Origin of the sequence: Thioalkalivibrio sp. ALMg3 (assembly GCF_000381225.1) — a bacterium.
GTDB lineage: Bacteria > Pseudomonadota > Gammaproteobacteria > Ectothiorhodospirales > Ectothiorhodospiraceae > Thioalkalivibrio > Thioalkalivibrio versutus.
Genome location: NZ_KB906226.1, coordinates 1 through 21,067, shown reverse-complemented (window position 1 = coordinate 21,067; position 21,067 = coordinate 1). Strand labels below are relative to the sequence as shown.

Annotated in this window: 8 protein-coding genes; 3 read left to right on the top strand and 5 right to left on the bottom strand. The window is 64.9% G+C overall.

The features are described 5' to 3' along the window. Window positions 1–167: 167 nt before the first annotated feature. Window positions 168–8,810: a GH36-type glycosyl hydrolase domain-containing protein gene (locus tag F622_RS0108945; RefSeq protein WP_019571759.1), complete on the bottom strand. Its 8,643-nt coding sequence runs from the start codon at window positions 8,808–8,810 to the stop codon at window positions 168–170. Window positions 8,811–9,615: 805 nt separating this feature from the next. Here F622_RS0108945 and F622_RS0108940 point away from each other — a divergent pair. Beyond that, entirely contained in the window at window positions 9,616–12,240 is a 2,625-nt protein-coding gene (locus F622_RS0108940; RefSeq protein WP_019571758.1) for a PAS domain-containing sensor histidine kinase, read from the top strand. A 99-nt stretch (window positions 12,241–12,339) separates the two neighbouring features. On the opposite strand, the gene F622_RS0108935 is transcribed toward F622_RS0108940, so the two are convergent. From F622_RS0108935 to F622_RS0108920, 4 genes are all read right to left on the bottom strand, one after another. Beyond that, window positions 12,340–14,091: an EAL domain-containing protein gene (locus tag F622_RS0108935; protein ID WP_019571757.1), complete on the bottom strand. Its 1,752-nt coding sequence runs from the start codon at window positions 14,089–14,091 to the stop codon at window positions 12,340–12,342. 381 nt (window positions 14,092–14,472) lie between these two features. Further along, window positions 14,473–14,979, bottom strand: a complete 507-nt coding sequence (locus F622_RS0108930; RefSeq protein ID WP_019571756.1) for a transposase — start codon at window positions 14,977–14,979, stop codon at window positions 14,473–14,475. A 46-nt stretch (window positions 14,980–15,025) separates the two neighbouring features. Next, entirely contained in the window at window positions 15,026–16,396 is a 1,371-nt protein-coding gene (locus F622_RS0108925; protein WP_019571755.1) for an ATP-binding protein, read from the bottom strand. Next, window positions 16,396–18,273, bottom strand: coding sequence for an EAL domain-containing protein (locus tag F622_RS0108920; RefSeq protein ID WP_231365743.1), 1,878 nt, complete (start codon window positions 18,271–18,273; stop codon window positions 16,396–16,398). The genes F622_RS0108925 and F622_RS0108920 overlap by 1 nt, the downstream gene beginning before the upstream one ends. A gap of 190 nt (window positions 18,274–18,463) precedes the next feature. Here F622_RS0108920 and F622_RS0108915 point away from each other — a divergent pair, with 190 nt between their 5' ends. Together F622_RS0108915 and F622_RS13840 are read left to right on the top strand one after the other, a co-directional pair. Then, complete coding sequence (locus F622_RS0108915; RefSeq protein WP_019571753.1) at window positions 18,464–19,357, top strand: response regulator; 894 nt, start codon at window positions 18,464–18,466, stop codon at window positions 19,355–19,357. A gap of 524 nt (window positions 19,358–19,881) precedes the next feature. After that, window positions 19,882–21,059, top strand: a protein-coding gene (locus F622_RS13840) for an IS3 family transposase (protein ID WP_143592474.1) whose coding sequence is annotated in 2 segments (ribosomal slippage) — window positions 19,882–20,149 and window positions 20,149–21,059 — 1,179 coding nt in all. Because the reading frame shifts where the segments join, the coding sequence is not laid out codon by codon here. Window positions 21,060–21,067 lie beyond the last annotated feature (8 nt).

The following is a 21,067-nucleotide window of genomic DNA, read 5'->3' as shown; positions in this document are numbered from 1 at the left end:
AGGGCGGCGCGGTGTCCGCGCGGGGTCGAACGCTCATGCCCAACCCTGGCACCGACCCTCCAGGGGGTCTGTGCGCTAGCGAACACGCGGCCGGTTCAATGGGCGGTGCCATCCCTCCGGGCCGATGGGCCGGGCCGTGTGGGCCATGCGGCATCGGTCGCTGGCGATCACGCCTTTGTAACGAGATGGAGTTCGACATGATGCTCCTGGTGGTCGTCCACCAATGGGATGCGTGAATCCGGGCACTCGACACCGTCCACCGTCATGCGGGTCACCTGACCTTCGGGTTCCCCGGTCGGCCGGATGGTGATGTGGTAGACCGTCTCGCGGTAGCGGTAGTGGATGCGGTAGGCGTCCCAGTCCGCAGGGATGCGGGGCGTGATGCGCAGATGGTCGGCTTCCAGGTGCAGGCCCAGCAGGGTCTCGACCGTCAGCCGGTACATCCAGCCGGCCGCCCCGGTGTACCAGGTCCAGCCGCCGCGGCCGGTGTGCGGTGGGGCGCCGTAGATATCCGCGCACATCACGTAGGGCTCGACCCGGTAGCGTTCGATCGCCTCCGGGGTGCTGCCCTGGTGGATGGGATTGAGCATGGCGAAGAACTCCCAGGCGCGTTCCGTGTCGCCCATCCTGGCGAATGCCATCGTGGTCCAGATCGCGGCATGGGTGTACTGGCCGCCGTTCTCGCGCACACCGGGGATGTAGCCCTTGATGTACCCCGGTTCCAGGTCGGAGTGGTCGAAGGGCGGGTCGAGCAGCTGGATGATCCGCGCGTCGCGTCGCACCAGGCGCGTGTCCACCGCCGCCATTGCCTGGCGGGCGCGCAGCGGGTCGCCACCCGCGGAGAGGATCGCCCAGCTCTGGCTGATCGAATCGATCTGGCACTCCTCGTTGCTGGACGAACCCAGCGGAGTCCCATTGTCGAACCAGGCGCGCCGGTACCAGGCACCGTCCCAGGCTTCGGCTTCGATGTTGTCGCGAAGCGCTTCGGCCTGCGCGGTGCACAACTCGGCAAAGTCCGCGTCGCCGTGGTTGCGCGCGAGGTCGGCGAATTGCTCGAGATTCTCGAACAGGAACCACGCGAGCCATACGCTCTCGCCCTTGCCCTCGTTGCCGACCAGGTTCATGCCGTCGTTCCAGTCGCCGCAACCCATCAGCGGCAGGTGGTGCTCGCCGAAACGCAGCCCGTGCCGAAGGGCGCGCACGCAGTGTTCATAGAGGCTGGCCGATTCGGACGAGATCTGCGGCTGGTCGTAGTAGGCCTCCTCGTCCGCATGGAGTTCGCGGCCCTCCAGGAACGCGATGGACTCGTCGAGCACGCCGGTGTCCCCGGTGGCTGCCACGTAGCGACAGGCGGCATAGGGCAGCCACAGGTAGTCGTCGGAGAACCGGGTGCGCACGCCCTGGCCGTTGGGCGGGTGCCACCAGTGCTGCACGTCGCCCTGCGGGAACTGGCGTCCGGCACAGCGAAGCAGCTGTTCGCGGGCCAGCCAGGGCGTGGCATGGACGAGCGCCATGGTGTCCTGCAACTGATCCCGGAACCCGTAGGCACCGCCGGACTGGTAATAGCCGCTGCGGCCCCACAGCCGGCACGATATCGTCTGATACACCAGCCAGCCGTTGGCCAGCACGTTCAGGGCGGGGTCGGGGGTGTCCACATGCACCGCGCCCAGCGTGTGATTCCAGTACTCCCAGACCGCTTCGAGTGCGTGGCGCGCGCCGGCGCGTCCGCCGAATCGCTGGATGTACTGGCGCGCCTCGTCGGCGTTGGCGGCCGCACCGAAGACGAACACGATCTCTTGTTCCTCTCCTGCAGCCAGTTCGATCCGGGTCTGGAGCGCGGCGCACGGGTCGAGGCCGGGCCCGGTCTTGCCGGACAGCCGCTTACGGCGCATCGCCTCCGGGCTGGCCAGCGAGCGGTTGCGGCCAATGAATTCGTTGCGACTCCCGCTGATCCAGCGCTCGCGTCCGCCGACATGGGCAAACACCACCCGGTTGGCGCATTCGCGGCCGTAGGCATTGCGGGCCAGCAGCGCCCCGGTTTGCGCATCGACTTCGGTGACGATGTGCATCATGTTCGCGTGCCGCCACTCGCCGAGCACCAGTTCCCAGTACCCGGTCAGCGACAGGCTGCGTGGCCGCTGCGATGTGTTGCTCAGTTTGACCCGCACGATCTTCACCGGCGCGTCCATGGCGACGTAGGTATGCAGCTCCGAGGCGATCTCCGATTCGGTGTGCTCGAACACGCTGTAGCCAAACCCGTGCCGGCATACGTAGCCGGATTGGCCGCGGGCTGGCAGCGGCGTGGGTGACCAGAACATCCCGGTCTCCTCGTCGCGGATGTAGAAGGCCTCGCCGCTGGCGTCCGAGAGCGGATCGTTGTGCCAGGTGGTGAGGCGGAACTCGTGCGCGTTCTCGACCCAGGTGTAGGCACTGCCGCTCTCGCTGACGACCGTGCCAATGTGGGGGCTGGCGATGACGTTGACCCACGGCGCCGGGGTCGTCTGGCCGGGCTCCAGGGTGACCACGTATTCATGCCCGTCGGGGGTGAAGCCGCCCAGCCCGTTGCTGAATACCCGCTCGCGTGACGCCAGCGGATGAACCGCTTCGGGGGTGGCAGGCTTGGCGGGTTCCAGCAGATCGGAGGCACGCGTTGCGGTCACGCGCCGGTCCACCGATCGGCCCGGCTTCGAGCGGCGCCGATCCACCGATCGTCCCTTGTTCGAGACCCGCCGATCCAGCGACTTGGCCGACAGCCTCCGGTCCATCTCTTCGCTCAGGGTCTTGGCCGTGTCGCTGAAGACGATCCGCGCCACCGTCTGCAGCAGGACCCGTTCGTCCTCGGTCAGTTCTTCGGCACGCCGCACGAAGACCCCGCCGGGGTGGTCGACGACCTGCGCCTCGGGTCCGGCGTGGATCAGCCCCATGATTTGATCCTGGAGCAGGGCGCGGTAGCCGGAGAAGTCCTCGTTCACGATCACCAGGTCCGCGGCCAGGCCCTTCAGACGCCAGTAGGTGTGGGCCTGCAGGATCTGCCTGACCAGGCCGATGCGATCCAGGTTGCGGATGTGCAACAGGACAATGGGCAGGTCCCCCGAGATGCCGAAGCGCCACAGCCCGGACTGGCCCAGCCGGTTGCGCGCGATGGTGGCGGGCTTGGTGCGGCGCAGGGCGTTGCCGTAGACGACGGAACTGGCCAGGCGACCGAAGAGCTGGGCATCGACTTCGGTGGCATTGATGTGGCGCAGCACCTCCTGGCTCTGGAACCAGGCCATCTCGAATGCCCGCTCGACAAAGTAGCGGTCGCAATACTTTTCCAGCAGGGCCAGTGCGGTCTCGCGGGTGTCCACGGCCCCGGAGATGATCTGCACGCTGGCCGACTCGTCGGGCGCCAGGGTCAGGGTGCGGCGGATCGCGACCACGGGGTCCAGCACCGGCCCATCCGTATTGGAAAGGGTCGCCTCGCTGTCCGGGTTGTCGAGCACCAGCGGGTTGGCTGCGCTGCGCCCGCGGCCGATGAAGCGGGCACGGTCGGTCTCGTAGGAGGGTTCGTCGGTTGTCGCACCCGGGGCCGCCATCAGGTGGAACATCCAGGGCACTTGTTCGCCCGGCGTGCGTGGGCGCCGCGTGCAGAGGATCGCCTGGCGCTCCGGCAGGATCTCGGTCTGCACGAACAGATTGCTGAACGAGCGGTGCGCGAGGTCGTTGTTCAACGGCGCCAGCACCACTTCCGCGTAGCTCGTCACCTCGATGTGGCGGGTACTGGACGACTGGTTGGTGAGGGTGACGCGGCGGATCTCGACATCGTCCTCGGGCGAGACACAGATCTCGGTGTGGGCCTCGATCGCGTGGTCGCGGCGGCGGTATTCCGCCCGCCCCTGGACGAAGATTGCCTCGTAGTGGTCGGCGGGGCGCAGGGTGGGCTGGTGGGCTGTCGACCAGTAGGTGCCGCTGTCGCGGTCGCGCAGGTAGATAAACGTGCCCCAGCCATCGGTGGTGGCATCCTCGCGCCAGCGGGTGACGGCAAGGTCGCGCCAGCGGCTGGCGCTGCCGCCGGCATGCGTCGCCACGACGTGGTAACGGCCGTTCGACAGCAGATGAACCTCGGGCATCGGCGTGTCCGGGTCGGTGAACATGCGCATGATCGAACCGGTGTCCGCGCCGGAGGGGCGAGCGGCGGCACTGACCTCCGCGGCGTGCGGGTGCACGGTGGCGCCCTTCTTTGGCACCCGTTCCTGGAGCAGCAATTCGGTCGCCCGCACCAGCGGATCGGACATGAAACGGCGCTGCATTGGCTGATCGAGCAGGACATGGGCAAAGGCGAGCAGGCTCATGCCCTGGTGATGCGCCATGAAGGAGCGCACAACGGCATGCGGATTGCCGTGCGGCACCCGGGTCGCCGTATAGTCGATCGCCTCGTAGAACCCGTAGGCGCCGAGGAATCCCTGATCCGCCAGGTTCTGGAGGTTACGGCAGGCGTCCTGCGGTGCCACGGTCAGGGCCAGGGCGCTGGCGTAGGGTGCGATCACCAGGTCATCGCCCAGCCCCCGCTTCAGGCCGAGGCCGGGCACGCCGAAGGCGCGGTACTGGTACACCTGATGGAGATCCGTGGCGCTGTAACAGGACTCGGATATACCCCAGGGCACTGCCCGTTGACGGCCGTATTCGATCTGGCGTGCCACGGCCGCCTTGCCGGTCTGGTCCAGCAGGGTATTGGTGTAGCTCGGCATGATGAGCTGCGGCATCAGGTACTCGAACATGGAGCCGCTCCACGAGATCAGGCTGATGTCGCCTCCATGGCGAGTCAGCAGGCGGCCGAGCGTGAACCAGTGTTTCTGCGGCACCTGTCCCTGCGCGATGAGCAGGAAACTGGCCAGGCGGGCTTCCGATGCCAGCAGGTCGTAGCACGATGGGTCACGCCGCCGTTCGGTGACGTCATAGCCGATGGCCAGCAGGTCGCGCGGCGCGTCGTAGAGAAACTCGAAATCCATCGTCGCCAGTGCGCTGCAACGCCCGATCAGGTCATCGATGCGGTCGATCTGCGCCCGGGCCCCGCCACCTCCAGTATCCGCCCGGGCCAGTTCCGCCCGCGTCGGGAGGCCGTTGTCAGGCCACGTGGCGGGAACCAGCTGCGCGAACTCCTCCTGGAGGGCCTGGGCCTGGCGCTGGAATGCCTGCGTCCAGGCATCCAGTTCAGGGTCGATCTCGGTACCTGGCGACGGCTCCTCGAGGAGCATGCCCCCGAGTCGGTGAAGTTCGCCGAGCGCACGGGTGGCGGCCTCCAGGGTCTGCGGGGGGCCGTTCAGCATCAGGGTGCGCAGGGTCTCCTGCAGCCGGCCGACGGTTTTCGTCAACTCGGGCGCGGAAGCAGGGGGCAAGTGTTCGGCGAGCACCTCCAGGGTGTCCTGTAGGCCCTGCCACGCGTTCGCGGTCAGTATCGGTTGGTGTTTCAGTTCCTCCAGGCCGGCTTGCAGGGTCAGCAGGCTGCCGGCCAGGTTACCGCTGTCCACCGACGATACGTATTGCGGCTGGAGGGGTTGCAGGGTGCGGGTGTCGTACCAGTTGTAGAAATGCCCGCGATAGCGTTCCAGCTGCTCCATCGAGCCCAGGGTGTTGCCGATGCGTTCCAGGCATTCCCCGGTCGTGAGATAGCCGAAATCGACCGCCGCCAGATCGGCCAGTAGCGCCATGCCCATGTTGGTCGGCGAGGTCCGCGTGGCGATGGCCGGGGCGGGGGATTCCTGAAAATTGTCGGGTGGGAGCCAGTGATCTTCGGGGCCGACGAAGTCCAGGAAGTAGCGCCAGGTACGTCGGGCCACGGCCCGCAGGAAGGCCCGCTGATCGGCGCTCAGGTCCGGAGTGGAAACGATTAGCGGCCGGCTGATCCACCAGCCGATCACCGGCGCGATCAGCCACAGCAGCAGGATTGGGGCGGCAGCAAGCCAGACCGCCGTCGGGCTGCCGGTCAGGGCCAGTAGCACGCCCAGCACGACGGCAAGGCCGGGTGCGCTCGCCATCTCCCGGAAAAAACCGGCCGGCGTCTGGCGGGCGTTGCGGCGCGCGTACGATGGCAGGTACCACAGCAGCAGACCGCTGCGCGTGTACAGCATGCGGATGCCCGAGTGCAGGATCGCACCCACGCTGATCCGCGCGTCGTAGGGCAGGAAGGCCAGGGTCAGCAGGGCAAGCAGCAGCGGCCGGCCGGTCGACCGTCCGGTCAGGTTCAAGTGTGGCGCCCAGTCGCGTCCGGTTGGCTTGTCGATCAGCTCGATGATGCTGGACAGCAGGGTGGGCAGGAGCACCACGGCCACGACCAGCAGGGTCCACAGCCACGCTGGTCCCAGCAGCCAGCCCCCTGCAAGCAGGAGTACCAGCGCGGGCGCGACCAGGCTGCGCCGCAGGTTGTCGAACAGTTTCCAGCGCGACAGGGCCGAGAGCGGGTTCGGCTGGCGCGGTCCCATGGATCCGTCCGGGCCGGGCGGCCCCGGTACCCGCGGGCGCAGCCAGCCTGCCAGTTGCCAGTCGCCCCGTATCCAGCGGTGGCGCCGACTGGCCTCGATGGCAACACTGGCCGGGTGTTCCTCGATCAGTTCGATATCGGTCACCAGGGCCGACCGAGCATACCCGCTTTCGAGCAGGTCGTGACTGAGGATCAGGTTCTCCGGAAAGCGTCCGTCGACGGCCTGGCGGAACGCATCCACGTCGTAGATGCCCTTGCCAATAAACGAGCCTTCGCAGAAGACATCCTGGTAGACGTCCGACACTTCACGGGTATACGGGTCGAGGCCGGACTCACCGGCAAACAATCGGCTGAAGTGCGACTGCTCGGCGCTGGTCAGGCTGATCATCGCGCGGGGCTGGAGGATCGCATAGCCCTCCACCACGCGGCCCTTGTCGGGGTCGTAGATCGGGCGGTTGAGCGGATGCGCCAGATTGCCGATCAGGGCGCGGGCGGCGTCGCGCGGTAGCTGGGTATCGGTATCCAGGGTGATGACGTACTGGATCGACGCGAGCACGGACGGATCGCCAACAAGATCGGAGAAGGCGGTCAGGGCTTCGCCTCGCAGCCGCGCATTGAACTGCTCCAGCTTGCCGCGCTTGCGCTCATGGCCCATCCATATCTGCTCGAACGGATTCCACACCCGGGGCCGGTGGAACAAGTAAAAGATGCAGGGGCGATCGTCGCTGTAGGTCTGGTTGAGTTGTTCGACTGCACTGCGCGCATGGGCGAGCAGGGCCTCATCCCCGGGCATGGTTTGTTCGGGCGCGTCGCGGAAGTCCGTCAGCAGGGCGAAAAACAGGTTGGGATCGCGATTCCCGAGATAGCGGATCTCCATGGCTTCGAGCAGATCATCGACGTCCTGCGGACTTCCCAGGAGGGTGGGTACGACCACCATGGTGCGGTGGCGGTCGGGAATCCCGTGGGAAAAATCCATGCGCGGCAAGGCCCGTGGTGGCAGAACGCGCGTGTACAGCAGGTTTACCAGGGCGATCGCCAGCGCCGAGGCGGCGATCAAGAGCGGAAGCGCAAGCAGCCAGTTCCACCCGGAACCGGCGCCGAAGAAGCCTCCAAGGGATGCCGCAACGCCTGCGATGAGGAGAGTGAGCAACCCAATGGGCCCCAGATACAGGGGCAGGCTGTGTTCCCGGAACACCCCGCGGATGCGGGATCTCCACGAGGGCCGGTAGCCCACTGCATGCTCCAGGTCCGGACGTCCCCGGTCGACCAGGTAGTAGCCCACATGCACACCGCGGTCGCGGGGGTTCCGGTGTGTGGCTGCCGCTTGCGCCAGACCGATGGCTTCGTGCGCGACGCTCGGTTCGCTGCGGCCGCTGTGGCGCGCCACTTCCTCAATGACGTGGCGATACCGGTCGCGGGTCGCGAAGTCCTGGCCGGCGTAGCTGCCCATTGGATCCTCCCTCAGGATCCGTTCCACTACGCTGAGTGACTCGACATACTGCTTCCAGTCCATCGAGGAGATGAACCGCAGGCTGCCGATGCAGTTGGCGATGGAAATCTGGTTGGCTGCCGCCGTGCGTCCATACGCCTCGGACAACCCGGTAGTGGTGACCCCCTGTTCCTGCAACCGTTGCTCGACCCAGGTCTGCACGAAGGCCATGGACGGCCCCTGCGCCTGGAGCCGGCCGTAGAACTCCTCCACAAACGGCGCCGTCAGCGGCACATCGGCACTGGCAAACTCGGCCAGCAACTGGATCAGCTGCGCGGGTTCGCGTTCGGCGGCCGCGAGCATGCGGTCCGCCCAGGTGATGGCCGCGTCACGTTCCACGCGACGCTGGGCGATGCGCACCCCGACGCGGCGCAGGTTCTCCAGCAAGGCCAGCTGGAGCATGATCGGGAACGCCCACAGCTCACCGAGTTTCAGGGGCTCGACGGTTTGATAGGCGGCGATCATCTCGGTGGCGTTGTCGCGATCGACCCGCCCATCCATGTGCGAGATCAGTCCCAGCGCCAGGTCGTAGATGCGCGGGAAGCCCGCCGAGGGGCCATCGGCCAGGTGCGGCAGCTGCCGGCTGTAGCCGTCGGGCAGATGGCGTCGTGCCATCGCGATCTGCTGCTCGATCAGGTAGAAGTTGTCGAGCAGCCACGCCTCGTCCGGCACGATTCGCTGGCCCGGTACTTCGGCACGGGTCGCGGTGATGACATCGTAGGCCGCGATCAGGACCTGTTCATTGTCCGCCAGGCGCGGCAGCAGCCGGTCCGGTCCGGGGCGGGGATCGATACGGTGCTGCTCGGCCAGCGTGACCGCATGCCGCTTGAGCTGCTCGACGCTCAGAAGCTCCGAACGCAGCAACTCGGTGTCGCGGTCGTGGCGAAGCGCCTCGCGCGTACGCGAGGAAGATCCGAACGCCTTGATGTCGATGACCTTCTCCTTGTCCGGACGCAGGTGGGTCAGGGCCGGGCTGGCCTACCCCGTCGTAGGCAACGACTTCAGTCTTGCACCTTGCGTCAGCGCCGTATGTTCGCCAGCGCACGGTTGCCTGGCGTCAAACGTGATCCAGCGGGAAGTCGAGGCCGCCAGCCTGGGCAGGGGACACGGATGGCGTGAGGGGCTCGGTTGGAGCGGTCGGATCAGGCCTGGACCCGGTATGAAGTCACCCCGCCTCTGGGGAGGGGGTCCAGGGGCGGGGAGCGCAGCACGGCTGGGGGAAGAGGGGTTTCCCGAATAGTGGGTGCGGGAGAGTGCTCTCAGGTGCTGAACGCTATGGCGCTTGGGCAGGAGGTGGACTTGATGCATTGGTCAGCGCCGCACTTGGCAAAGAGGAGAAGTGGTTTCGACCGCGCGACCCACATGCCTGACGTGGCGCCTTCTTCGTCTGGCCCCGCATCCGATCGGCGACCCGCTGGAGGTGCGGTTTAACCTGGGGCCTGACCTGCCTGACACTCGCTCGGCTCGACTGGAACTCGCAGCGACAAAAAAGCCCCTTGCAAACGGCCCGCGGGAACGGGGTCGAACTCAAGCGGAGTACCATCAACGACTTCAGAGGTCCGCTCGTGCGGCGTGCCCCAAACCAGCGAGTTTCCGAAAATCCGGGGTGGTTCATCCGCGGGGGTGCTTGTTGGTCAATGCGTATTTGGCTTGAAGGTAGTTGGACGCAATGACGAACATGGAGGCTTCAGAGCCGCGGAGCTGGGTCCTGGCCGCGACGGTGTATTCCGGCATGGCGCTCATCCTGGCGACCGAGTGGGTGACGCAGCTCGGCTTTGCGCACGGATTTCTCTACATACCTCTGCTTGTGCTGGCCTTCTATGCCGGTGGTGGTGGCTTTCTGGCATTGGTGACTGCATTGGCGGTGGCGGCGATCTGGGTCGGGCTCCTGCTGTCGCCTTCCGGGCCAGAAGGTTTTCCGATGGGGTACGTGGTGGCGAACCGGCTGGGGGCAACGGCCGCTGTGCTGGCGGTGTTCTCGGTTTTTTACTATTACCAGTCGATCTTTGAGCACGAGCGCAGGCGGCTGGAATCTCTGCGTGAGGAACGAGCCCGCTACGAACAGATCGTCGACTTGATGCCGATCCAGATATGGACATCAAGGCCTGATGGTGAGCTGGATTATATTGGGGGCCAGTTTGCGCAATTTTCCGGGACCACCAAGGAGGGGTTTCTGACCGCTTGGCGCGATACGCTCCATCCGGACGATCGTGCCCCGACGCTCGATCATTGGGGTCGGTCGATGGCGACTGGAGAGCCCTATATACGCGAGGTGCGGCTTCGTCGCGCCGATGGCAAATACATCTGGCATCTGGCCCAGGCGCTCCCGGTGAAGTCGGCGGATGGCGGCATCCTACGATGGGTGGGTTTGGCTATCGACATCACTGGGCTGCGGCAATTACGCGAGGAGGCGAAGGCGCTTGATCTTCGCCTGCAGGACACCGTGGAGAGCATCACGGATGCTTTCTTTACTGTGAACCGGGAATACTGGCTGACTTACGCCAATCTCAAGGCGAGGAGCTTGCTCGGGTTACTGGGCGGCCCGGAAGAAGCCTCCTCCATCTGGGGTCAGGGACGGTTTTCGCCGAGCGACCCGTTTGGAATGCAGTTCCGTCGGGCAATGCGGCGAGGGGAGGCGGTCACCTTTCAGGCCCATTTCGAACCCCGCGGTGTGTGTCTTGATGTGCGGATCTACCCGTTGCCTGACGGTCTGACCGTATACCTTCTGGATGTGACCGAGGAGCGCAAGCAACAGCAGGAGCTCAAGCTGCTGCGAGCGGCCATTTCGCGGATCAACGACATTGTCCTGATCACGGAAGCCGAGCCGATTGAGTATCCGGGGCCACGGATCATCTTTGCGAACGAGGCGTTCGAGCGACGCACCGGGTACACGCGCGACGAAGCCATTGGGAATACGCCGCGCATGCTCCAGGGGCCGGGGACGCAGCCCGCAGAACTTCGCCGGATTCGGCGGGCCCTGGAGCAGTGGCGTCCGGTGCGGGCCGAGCTCCTGAACTACACCAAGAGCGGCGAGGAGCTGTGGTTGGAGCTGGATATTGTCCCCTTGGCCGACGAGACGGGATGGTTTACCCACTGGGTGTCGGTCGAGCGCGATGTCACGGCAAAGCGGGCGATGGAACGCGAGCTGATGAACGCGCAGCGCATGGAGGCGACGGGCCGCCTGACTGGTGGCCTGGCGCATGATTTCAATAATCTGTTGACCGTGATCCTGGGCAACGTCGACCGACTCGAAGAGCATGTGACCAGAGGGTCGCAACCGGCTCGGCTGTTGCGGGTCATCGAGCAGGCCGCGGAACGTGGGCGGAACCTCACGCAAAGCCTGCTGGCCTTTGCCCGACGCCAGACCTTGATGCCCGAGAGGCTGGATTTCCAGGATCTCCTCGAAGAGATGCGGCCGATTCTCGAGGCCTCGCTCGGGCAGCAGAGCCGACTGGTCATCCTGACCCCGAATGAATCAATCCTGCCGGTGCATATGGACCGAAGTCAGCTGGAGAGTGCCCTGCTGAACCTCGCCTTCAATGCTGCCGATGCGATGCCGGAAGGGGGCGTGCTGGAGATCGGGATGCGCAACGCGGACGGTGACGCTGCTGTGGGTGCGCCCGACGCTGACGCAGGCGACGGCGATTTCCTGGTGGTAATGGTGCGGGATACGGGCACCGGAATGTATCCGGACGAGCTGGACCGTATCTTCGAGCCATTCTTTAGTGGCAAGGCGACGGGGCAGGGCAGCGGCCTGGGTCTGAGCATGGTGTTCGGTTTCCTCCAGCAGTCGGGAGGGTCGATTCAGGTCAACTCCGAGCCGGGGTCCGGGACCACCTTTACCTTGTTATTGCCCGCCTCGAGCGAACCGGCCGACTTGATTGTCGAACCCGTACCGGACGTGTTGGACAAGGGTTGGGGGCAGGTCATCCTGATCGTCGAGGATCACCCCGAGATCCTGGAGCTGGTGACGGGCATTCTCCGCGAGGCGGGTTTTCAGACGTGCGAAGCTGAGGACGCCGACACGGCGATCGAGATTCTCCGCAGCGATGCGCAGCTCGATCTGTTGTTGTGCGATGTGGTGCTGCCGGGCTGTTTGTCGGGAACCGATGTAGTCGCGCAGGCCTGCGAGGTGCGACCGGGCCTGCCCATCGTCATGGCATCGGGCTACACCGGTGACGAGCCCATGGTGGGCAATCCGTCCGGAAGCTCTGCGCCGGTGCTACGCAAGCCCTATCGGAAGGCGCAGCTCCTGACCGCCATCCATCAGGCATTGCACAAAGATCGCGGATGAGCGGGCCCGCCGCGATCACCGGTAAGGTGGCCACGCCGCCGATGGTCCTTGACGGCGCGGAAGCGCGCCAGCGGAGGCCCGCTCCCCGGTCCCGCCATTTCAATCCGGCGAGTATGCAGGATCCAGTTCTGATTCTTCACGCTCGGGCGCACGGGCGGCAAAAAGCGGCTTGATCTGGGAGTAACGGACATCCATCAGACTGTCTATCTGGGTATGCTCGAGCGGCCTGCCGAGCAAGGGACCCTGAAGCTCGTCACAGCCGAGCTGAGCAAATTCGCTGAAGTGCGCGGAGTTCTCAATTCCGGCGCCAATTACAGAAAGTCCCAGGTCATGCGCCATCCGGACGATCGCCTGGATGGAGCGCGGATCATGCAGCTTCCCGGAGGCGTAGCACAGAGCCTTTGCATCCAACTTGATTGTGTCCAGAGGAAGGGTGCGCAAGTGGGTGAGCGGCACATGTTTGCCGTGGAAGCTGTCTACAACACAGCGCATGCCGGACGCTCGCAGATGGCGCAGATGCCGCAGTTGCTGACCTTTCAAGGACATCACGTAGCGTTCGTGGATCTGTAAGCCCAGTTGTGCCAAGGATAGGTTATGGGTCCGCAGCTGCCGCGCCACCTCTCCAAAGAAGGTGTGGTCATGCAGCATGTGAGGGTGCAGGTCCAGATAAACGACGGGCTCGTAACCCTGGGCTTTCCACTCGGCCAGACGTTCCACAACGTCCTCGACTACCCAGCGGGCAAAATGCTGGATCATCCCCGCGTGTTCGATCAGGGGCAGGAAACGGCTGGGCGGGATGAGTCCCCGGGTTGGATGGTTCCAGCGAGGCAAGGCCTCGAGCTTGAGGAACTTGCGGCTGCGCAGGTCGAGGACCGGCTGATAGACCACCTGGATTTCCTGGTCCTCGATGGCCTTGGCGATCTCGCCCAGCAGTTGCGTGTCGCCGTGCCAAGAAGGGGCGGGTCCACCGGAGTTCAAGTCGGACTCGGCCATCAGAGCATCGCGCGCACGCCCCAGAAGCCGGCTTGCCGCGTCGCTGATGTCGGGCGGCGGGGCAGCCGTATCGCTAGCGCCAAGATTGGCACCGAGCGGTTCGATTTGCTGGCTGACCGTGCTTGAGACCAGCTCGGTATGGATTTCGAGGCCATCAATCTGGAACGGGGCCTCGCGGACCGAGCGGAGTCGCTCGGTCTGTTCGGCGGGGTTCCAGGGTGCATGCGAGCGGTTCACTACAGAGAGCGAGTCCGGGGCCGAACGACTGACAAAGGTTCCCGCGGGCATCACGAGGCGGATGTGCTCCGCCAGAACCTGCATGACTTCATCCATGCGCCGTGTGCCGAAGCGCTGCTGCAACGCCTTGAAATTCGCTACCCGCACCTCCGTGACATTCGCGTACTGGTCACGACCGGTTGTGCTGCTCAGCAGAACTTCCACGTGTTTCTGCGCAGAGTCGTAATCGGGTTCGCCATTTTCCGGATTGAGCCCTCGCAGCAGGTTGACGCGGCCCTCGAGGTTACAGACCGCGCAGGAGAGCATACCGACCAGCACCCCGATCACGGTCAGCCACGTGGCGCGGATGCCCCAATCCAGCCAGAGCCAGGCGTGTTCCGGCGTTAGGGTCAGGGCGGAGTAGGGAGCGATCAGCGCGGCCGCAACCAGAGCTGCGAAAAAACCTCCGTAGATGCCAAACGCCAGGGCTGCGAGGATAACGGGGGCAAACAGGAATAGCGTGAAGGTGCCCTGCTGGCTGTCGTCGACGTAGAGAAAGGCCAGACTACTGACGAACACCAGGACGACGAGCGCCGCCGACTCTTTCGGGTTGCGGCGCAGGGCGTGGACGAGGTCGGTCATCCCCGAGAGCGAGGGGTTCCAGTCGCGCAGGCGCTGGACAGGGCGTAGCCAGGGTTTCATCGCCGACATCCCGTTCCACGTGGGGTCGGCCACAGGGGCAAGTCGACCCAAAGTGGAGCAAATAGGTGCTGCAGGGTGGCAGGCCGGTGGGCATGGCGCTTAGTGAGCCATGCCGGCAGCCGACGCATGCCACACGCCTGAGTGTGGTCTTCCGGCGGTCTGGGCCTGACATGGGTGCGGTGGATGGCGCGTTTCCTCGAGTCGCGGCTAGGCATGTCGAGTCTCCGTGTTTCCGAGTGCTCGTCCTGCTTCCAGCATGTTGCCGCCGCAGCCAATCATCCAGGCATGTTTGTCCCAGTCTGGTGGGATGCCCTTGGGGCATTAGGCACGCTCCATGGGGACGGAGGTTTCCGGACGCGGGGAGAGCGCGAGGGGATCGGCCAGCCCGGCTGCCACCGGGTCGCGCAAAAGGACCGGATCCTCGACCCGCCCGGGCTTGAGGGTCAGGCCGGCGGCTTGTAGCGTCTGGTTCACTCGATCATGCAGTGAGTCGAGCAGTCCAAGCCCGTCCAGGGTGTCTCTGAATTCGTTGATCCGTTTGCCTTCGACCGATGTTTCGGTCCCGCAGAAGGCACAGAAAAGGGGAATTTCGTACAGGGCTTCTTCGACTGCCGGGTCGGTATAGGTGAACCACTGTTGCAGGCAATGGATGCGCAGGTGGGTGTTCAGCCCTGCCGGGAAGTGATCCTCGGCAACGCCGGCATCGATCAGCTGCTGGATCAGTGTCTCCCACGGAAGCAGGCGTTCGATGCGGTCCAGAAAAAGCGCACGATGGGTCATGCAGGCCGGGTCATCGGTCAGCGGGCGGGGCCAAGTGAGCAAGGCCATCGGTTGGGGTTCCTCGAGTGTTAGGAGACGGAGCGAAAGGGTGTTTTTATGGTTGTGGATTGGGGGGCAGCGGTAGGTAAACCGAGACTCGGGCGCCCCCGCTCGTGGATGCCAGTTCGACATGGCCACCGCGCGCCTGTGCGATCCCCTGGACGAGCGTGAGGCCCAGTCCGAGGCCCTGCTCCTTGGTCGTGTAGAACGGTTCGAACAGGCGCGCCGGAGGGCCCTCGGGGAGACCACAACCGGTGTCCTGGATCGCAAGCACCGCCCAGAGGGCACCGTCGTATGTCTCGCGGGACGTGGTGATCCAGATGGTGTCCTGTCCATTGCGCATGCGGGAACCGGGCTTTGTCTCCAGTGCATCGCGTGCATTGGTCAGGAGGTTGGCCACGATGTGTTCGAGATCACCGCGTGCGGCGTGGACTGCGGGTAGCTCCGCGAACTGACACTGCACCCGGATGTCGCGCATCTCGAGTTGTTGCCCCATCAACGTGAGGACATGGTCAACCGCATCCCGCAACTGGATGGCTTGAAGGGCTGTCGCCTGCGGTCCGAACAACCGCAACAGGCGGATCAGTTCGGCCGCCCGCTCGGTCTGCTCCATGATCCGTTCGAGCCGTGCAAGGGCGTAGGATGGTGGCTGACCGCCACCGGGTTTGCGCAAGAATTCCTGGGCATTGTCCGCCGCTAGCTGGATGACCTGAAGCGGCTGGTTGAACTCGTGCGTCAATCCCAGTGCGATCTGGCCCATGGTGGCCATGCGAGCGTTTTCGAGCAGGCGTTGCGGACCGAGGCGGGCGCCCGTGACATCCAGGGCGAGCCCGGCGATGGTCCAGGGTCCGTCCGTTGTTTTGTCGCAAATGGCCAGTCGCTCGTGGATCCAGCGCAGGGTCCCGTCAGGAAGCTGGATACGATAGTCGACTTCACAGCGGCCCTGTGCGCGCAGGGTTTCCAGGGCGCACTCGATGTTCGATGCGTCCTCTTCCACGGCCGTCCCGAACCAGTCGTCCGGAGGTTCATTCAGTCCGGTGAGGCTGGTATAGCCATCGCTGACGGAGTCCACCCTGGGGCGCCCCTGCGGCTGCAGCGTCCCGCTCCACAGGGCGAGGGGGGCGGGGAGGCCGGCCAGGCACGCCAGTTGATGGCATTGCATTGCCTCGGGTGTGGAAGGCTCATCGGCGGGCCCTGGCCTGTCACTCTCTCGCCCGGCGGTATTGGCGCTCGTCACGTCGGAGCCCAGGAATCCGATCAGCCAGGCAGTGGCAAGCCCCGCGACCAGGCCCCCAAGTACGTACCAGGGGCCCCCGGTCGATGGAGGCGAAGCCATGACGGTGTGGCCGGCCCAGGGGATCCCGAACATCACGATCGGGATCACAAGTGCGAGCAACAAGCCGATGCGTAGCAGGCGGGGGTTCATCAGTGGTGCAGCGCCGCGGTGGTAGAGGATCGACAGGTGTTTCGCGACGGCGAGCGCGCGCAGGCCTGCCTGAATGCCGTGCGGATCTGTTCTCGCGATACCGGTTTTTCAAGGTATTCGGCGTGGTGCTCGCGGGCCTGGTTGGCGGTCGTCTCGTTGCCATGCCCGGTCAGGATGATGGGAATGGGTGCGAGCTGACGGTCGAGAAAGACCGGATGCTGAAGTAACTGCAGCCCGTTGCCGTCGGGCAGGTCGATGTCGATGAACATGACCGCCACATCGTCGATGTTTGCCAGTTGCCACTCGGCATCGCTGACGCTGCCGGCCAGCCAGCACGTCACGCCTTCGCCGGTAAGAATCGCGGACATCTCTTCGCGAATATGGGGGTCGTCGTCGACGATCAGGCACCAGGCGGATGGTTCGTGGGTCGTCTCTGCATGCGATGAAACGAGGGCCTCGGGTTCCAGGGAGACCTCCGTCGTGCGGATGGTCCGGTTCGGGGCGTCGCTCTTCGAGGTGGATTCCGTGTTCAGGGCGAAGTGATCGGCGCACTCCATGGCGTGCTCGATCGGCACTGGATGCCCGAACAGGTATCCCTGTGCGACACCGAAGCCAAACCGCTGGGCCATCTGCAGCATTGCCTGGTCCTCGATCCCTTCGATGACACTCTCGATGGCCCGGTGGTTGCAAAGGATGGCGATATCCCGCAACAGGGCCTGACGGCGCCGGTCGCTTGTGGCGTTGCGGATGAACCAGCTATCCACCTTGGCTTCGGTCAAGGGCAACTGGGCGAGCCGTGTCAGACCTGCCGAGCCGGCACCGAAGTCATCCAGAGAGATCCCGAACCCCGCGATGCGTGCCCGGGCGAGACCCAGGCGCTGCTCGACGCTGAGTGACGGTGCGCTCTCGGTCAGTTCGATGGTGAGCGAATGAACGGGCAGCGCTGCCTCGGTGCATGCCCGAACCAGATCGCCCGGGAAGCGGGCGTGTCCAAAGATCGTTGCACCGGCGTTGACGGCAAAGCGCAGGTGAGCGCCGAACCGTTCTTGCAGGGCGGAGGCGTGGTGCAGGACCTGGCGGAAAATCTGTTCGAATACGGGCCATGCGAACTCAGGGTCATCCAGGTAGGCCGCAAATGTAACGGGCGTCAGCGTTTGGCCGAGTTCCCAATGCTCCCAGCGGGCGAGGCTCTCGAATCCGAGCAAACGCCCGCTGCGCAGACAGTATTGGGGCTGAAGGTAGGGGATCAGCCGCCTCTGTGCGAGCCCTTCGGTGAATTCACGCCGTCCAAGGGCGGCTGGGAGCTCGACCCCGGGGCGGGAGCGAGGCTCTTGTTCCAGTTGGCGAAACAAAGCGGTCAGGGATGCGCGCCGGATGGGCTTGCCGAGTGGGGCGAGCACGTCCAGCCCGAGTTCGGCCGCCACATCGCCCGCGGCACCCAGGATGTCCTCGTGAAGTCCGGACAGAAACGCCAGCGCGGGTGCCGCCGATTCCATCCGCGCGAGTTCGGGCAACAGGGCGAGCCCGTCCCCTTCCGAGAGCTTCAGGTCGAGCAGGATCAGGTCGTAGCGAACGCTTCGCAGGCGGCGCCGTGCTTCCGCCAGATCGGGGGCGCCATGGGCTGCGATGCCGTGATGGCCGGCGCTGGCGATCAGTTCCTCCCGAATCTCGCGCACATCGTCCACAATCAGCATGAGTGGCGCGCTGGGGATCTTGGCAGACTGCGTGTGGTCCACTGGCGTCATGCTGGGCCCCGGGGTCATTCCGACGATCGTTTTGTGTCGGCTCCAGCATACGGAACCAGCCGCCAAGCGGAAGCGAGCGGCAGGGACACTTCTGCCAGATTGGGGCCATTGTGGCGATGCGATGGAAGGCACCTTTGGAGGATGACCCCGCGCAGGTCCGCTTATCCAGCGGCTTTAGCCGCCAAATAGAGGCAGGTGCTGCCCGCAGTACCTTGTGAGCGTCCTTCCAGAATGAAAGAAGAGGCTTTGACGAGCCGATGCATTGATGCTGCATTGAACGCGCAGGTATAACGCTTCAACCTGGCAATGGATAACCCTCCGCATGAACACGACGTCACTTGCCGAATCCGCGGTTGCCCCGATTGCGCTACTGGTCGATGACGACCCCGATGTCCTGGATGAACTCCAGGGCAGCCTGTCGCTTTCGGATATCCCGTGCGTTTCGGCGAGGGACGGACGTGAGGCACTGCGATGGCTGCAGGGACACCCCGGCATTCTGGTCGTTGTCGTGGACCTTCGAATGCCGGGCATGGATGGCTTCGCGCTCATCCGCGCCATACATGACATCGCGGAGGATGGCGCGCGCCCTCGCATCGTCGTGATGAGCGGTCACCTGGATGCGGATGCGGCCGTGACGGCGCTCCGCCACGATGTTGAGGATGTGCTCAGCAAGCCGGTCAGTCGGGAAGTGCTGCACGGAGCGGTCACCCGGGCGATCTGCCGGGCACGCGAAGAGCGCGAGAGAAGCGGCTTTGTCGATAACGTGTCGTCCGCGATGGAGCATCTGCGCAAACAGATGCGCGATATGGACCGCCAGTTGAAGGCATTCGGGTCGACCAGCCACAGGCGCGGGGCAGGCTCGACGCAACCGGACGAAGTCGAACTGTCGGACGGCGAGATGCTGGAGCGTGTCGGAGAGGTGTTGGCCCTGCAGCGACGACGGCTACAGCATTTCCCGTCCGATCTCTTTTCCGATCCGGCCTGGGACATGCTCCTCGATCTGGCCCATAACCACCTGACTGGCCATGCGACTTATGTCTCCAGCCTCGCGGTGGGCGCGCGAGTGCCGTTGACGACCACCTCCCGCTACCTGGATACCCTCGAGCGTCTCGGTCTGACAACTCGGTATCCCGATCCAGGAGATCGCCGGCGAATGCGAGTTGCTTTGACCGACAAGGGCCTGGCCTCGATGCGCGCCTACCTGGCATCGCTGTGACGTGACTCTCCCTGGCATCTCATTGGGTCTTGGCGTGAGTGGTTACAGATTCCCTGCAGCCCGAAGAAAGGAAAAAACGCACCCGGATGTGGATGCCCTCTTTCGAAAATATGGCGCGCCCGACTTCGTTCGTAGCCAGAATTTTCCATACTTCGGGAAACAGGCTAAAGCGACCTCAAGTGGGATCGCGGTACCCTGGTAATAACGCAACCCCCGGAAAATCGGCGCGGCCTTGTTCTTGAGATGGGACAAACAAGAACGGAAGACGTCGACTACGGTGTCACAGGGGGTGTCCCGCCCAAACGAGTATCTAGCGCTCGTCGGACACGAGTCGGTCGACCATTATGTGGAACCGTCTGGACAGGGAGGTGAGCGGACTGAGAGCAACCCTTCCGGTCGCCCCAACGGGTTGGGGGCTACCCAAGCCATCCCTCGTCGAACCTCCAGGCCAAAAAGTGAGCTGGTCTAATTTCCGTGGACACCTCGTTAGGTGGGACGATATCCCCTGGACGAGGAGAACAACCATGGCACGCAAGCGCCGAAGTTTTTCAAGCGAATACAAGGAGCGCGTGGCCCGGATGGTGGTCGATGACGGCCTGGAGGTCTCGGTCGTATGCCGGGATCAGGATCTAGGCGAGACGGCCGTTCGCCGCTGGGTCGATCAACTCAAGGCGGAGCGCACGGGGCAACCGGGCGAGGGTCGGCCGCTGACGGCGGAACAGCAGCGGATCCGCCAGCTCGAGGAGGAGAACCGGCGGTTGAAGGAGGACAAGGAGCTGCTAAAAAAAGCGTCGGCCTTCTTCGCCCGGGAACTGAAGTGATGCATCGCTGCATCACGCGGTTGAGCGGAGAAGGCCCTGTCCATCGTCTTTGTCGGCTGCTGGGAGTGAGCCGGGCCGGCTATTACGCGGCGCGGGCGCGGGCCGGACGTCCAAGCGTGCCCTGCGCCGCTGGCGCTCACCTCGAGCGCGTGTTCACGGCTTCCGGGCGGACCTACGGCAGCCGGCGTCTGGCAAAAGCCTTACAGGCGGATGGCACCGCCGTGGGCCGTTACCGGGTGCGGACGCTGATGCGCGAGCGCGGCCTGCGGCCCGTCTGGCGGCGACGCTTCGTGACCACCACGCAACGCGACGACAGGGCCCCTGTCGCCGAAAACCATCTCAACCGCGAGTTCACCCCGGCCGGACCGAACCAGGCGTGGGCGTCCGACATCACCTATATCCCAACCGCCACCGGCTGGAGCTACCTGGCGGTCATCCTCGACCTGTACTCGCGCAAGGTCATCGGTTGGGCCCTCGATCGGCAGATGCCGGCGAGCCTGACCTGCGAGGCCCTGCGCATGGCGCTGGAGCAGCGCCAACCGGAGCCGGGACTGCTGCTGCACTCCGACCAGGGCTGCCAATACACCAGCGCCGCCTGGCGGCGGCTGCTGGTCCGGCACCAGATCCAGGCGAGCATGAGTCGCCGGGGTAACTGCTGGGACAATGCCGTCGTCGAGCGCTTCTTCCTGAGCCTCAAGACGGAACGCGTCTGGCAGCGCCGCTACGCGAACCACGGCGAGGCGCGGCGGGATGTCGCGGACTACATCGCTCGGTTCTACAACACCGTTCGCATCCACTCGACGCTGGGCTACCTGCCTCCCAGCGTCTACGAGCAACCAACGGCAGCCAATCCACCTAACGCGGTGTCCGAAATCACTTGACCACCACA